Genomic DNA, 2,589 nt, shown 5'->3' with positions numbered 1-2,589 from the left:
CAAACGCTAGGGGACGTGCGGGACGGATAGCTGCGCCCATCCGACGGACAGTGAGGGCCGTCGGATTGACGAACCGTTCCTGCGTGCGATTCGTAGGCCTGTGCTGTGCGACCTCTGTCCGGAAGGGTGTTCCCGTCCGGGCTTTCGGTCCGTCACGCCCCCGCCACCACCAGCGAGGAGCGGGTGCAGACCAGTTGCCCCTCCTGCGGGTAGGCGTGCCAGGTCCGCCAGAGCAGCCGGTCCGCGCCGCCCTGGGCGACCAGGGCGGTGAAGGCGCTCGGGTCGCCCGGGAAGACCCCGGCGAGGCCGCGCGGGTGCCCCTCGACGAGGGCGAGCAACTCCTGGGCGCGGGCCGCGAAGTCGTGCGGGGGCAGGGCCTCGATCCGGGCGGCGAACTCGTACTCCCAGCCGCCGACCTGCCGGGCCACCCGGGCCGGCAGCGGGGTGCGGCGGCCGGGCAGGCAGGCGACGGTCTCCAGGCACTCGCCGGGGCCCGCCTTGATCACCACCTGGTGGGAGGCGCCCAGCAGCCGCAGCTGGAGGGTGCCGGAGGTGCCGGGGAGACAGCCGTCGAGTCTCAGGTCGCGGACCGCGAGCGCGGGCAGCGGGTCGCCGCCGAGGCACCAGGCGAGGTCACCGGCGCGGGTGTCCGTGTAGGAGGTCTGCAGTGTGGTGAGCATGCTCGGCTCCGCGTTTCAGCTCCGTGCGCGCCCGCCGGGCAGCAGCGAGTAGGCCTAGGCGATGGCGAGGCTGTTCGTGGCTGTACGGCCTTGGGCGCGGCCGACCGTGGAAGGAAGGATTCCGGCTGGAGATTCAGCAGCAGAGAAGCACGAATACGCCGTGCCCGTCGGTGATTTACCCAACTTTGTCAAGCATTCACCGTTTCGAGCACACCTGCTCCCCGGCTCTGATCGACCCGGTGTGCGAGTTTGCACAGCGTGCGCCCCTGCGACCGGGTTGTGCGCCGTGCGCGCCGGTAGTGCGCTGCCGGGGTGCCGCATACGCTACCGCCCTCCACACGAGGGATGTGGAGGGCGGGCGTGCGGGCCGGAGAAGTCGCCGGGTTTGTCGAGTCGACCGGCAACGAGGTATGCGGATCAAGGGAGTTGAGAACGGGTCGGAACTGGTGTCGGGCCGGTACCATCCCGTTCGATGGGGGCGTGCGGATGCTCAAGCGCGCCGTGGGCGCGCAACGCCCAACCGGAGGGTCTGGTTCCTTTGCAGTGGGCGGGGCGGAGCAGGATATGGCCGGATCGGAACGTTCGTGAAGCACGCTCAATGCGGCACACGGATAGCAGAGTTGACGCAGCTCAGAGCCGCCCGAGCCGCCCGAGCCGTGACACCGCCTCGGTGAGCACCTCGTCCTTCTTGCAGAAGGTGAAGCGGACCAGGCTCTGCCCGGCCTCGGTGTTGTCGTAGAAGACGGCGTTGGGGATGGCGACCACCCCGCAGCGCTCGGGCAGGGCGCGGCAGAACTCGATGCCGTCCTTCTCGCCGAGCGGGGTGATGTCGGTGGTGATGAAGTACGTGCCCTCCGGCCGGAACACCCGGAACCCGGCGGCCGACAGGCCGTCGGCGAGCAGGTCGCGCTTGCGCAGCAGGTCGGCGCGGAGGGTGTCGAAGTAGTCGTCGGGCAGGCGCAGGGCCTCGGCGACGGCGTACTGGAAGGGGCCGGCGCTGACGTACGTCAGGTACTGCTTGGCGGTGCGGACCGCCGAGACCAGCGCCGGGCTCGCGGTGATCCAGCCGACCTTCCAGCCGGTGAAGGAGAAGGTCTTGCCGGCCGAGGAGATGCAGACGGTGCGCTCGCGCATGCCGGGCAGGGCGGCGAGCGGGTGGTGGACGGCGCCGAAGACCAGGTGTTCGTAGACCTCGTCGGTGATCACCAACAGGTCTTGCTCGACGGCGAGTTCGGCGATCCCGGCGAGTTCCTCGGCGGTCAGCACGGTGCCGGTGGGGTTGTGCGGGGTGTTGATCAGCAGCAGCCGGGTGCGCGGGGTGATCAGGGCGCGCAGTTCGTCGAGGTCGGGGCGGAAGTCCGGGGCACGCAGGGTGAGCGGTACCCGCTTCGCGCCGGCCATGGCGATGCAGGCCGCGTAGGAGTCGTAGAAGGGTTCGAGGGCGATCACCTCGTCGCCGGGCTCCAGCAGGGCGAGCAGGGCGGCGGCGATGGCCTCGGTGGCACCGGCGGTGACCAGCACCTCGGTGTCCGGGTCGTAGGTGAGGCCGTGGAAGCGCTGCTGGTGCTCGGCGACGGCCTGCCGCAGCTCGGGGATGCCGGGGCCGGGCGGGTACTGGTTGCCGCGGCCCTCGCGCAGGGCCCGTACGGCCGCCTCGCGGACCTCCTCGGGCCCGTCGGTGTCGGGGAACCCTTGCCCGAGGTTGATCGATCCGGTGGCCGTGGCCAGGGCGGACATCTCGGCGAAGATCGTCGTTCCCATTCCGGCCAGTCGGCGGTTCAGCAGCGGCCTGGTACCCATCGGTGGCTCCTCACGCGTGGTCGTCGCGCCCATCCTGGGACAGCCGGTGGCCGGGGACAAGGACGCCCCCGGAACGGGCCGTCCCGGCGAGCACGGGGCAGCCCGCAGG

The 2,589-nt window shown here is 71.0% G+C and carries 2 protein-coding genes; both read right to left on the bottom strand.

Annotated elements, in window-relative coordinates:
* Window positions 1-152: 152 nt before the first annotated feature.
* Window positions 153-680, bottom strand: coding sequence for a DUF2617 family protein (locus tag J0670_RS35485; protein WP_207816707.1), 528 nt, complete (start codon window positions 678-680; stop codon window positions 153-155).
* A gap of 630 nt (window positions 681-1,310) precedes the next feature.
* Window positions 1,311-2,480 carry a pyridoxal phosphate-dependent aminotransferase gene (locus J0670_RS35480; RefSeq protein ID WP_207816706.1) on the bottom strand — a complete coding sequence of 390 codons (1,170 nt, stop codon included), beginning with the start codon at window positions 2,478-2,480 and terminating at the stop codon, window positions 1,311-1,313.
* Window positions 2,481-2,589 lie beyond the last annotated feature (109 nt).

It is taken from the genome of Streptomyces sp. FH025, from assembly GCF_017427025.1.
In the GTDB taxonomy this organism is placed as follows: domain Bacteria; phylum Actinomycetota; class Actinomycetes; order Streptomycetales; family Streptomycetaceae; genus Kitasatospora.
The sequence above is the reverse complement of the archived record's forward strand: the minus strand, read 5'-3'. Positions and strand labels throughout refer to the sequence as shown.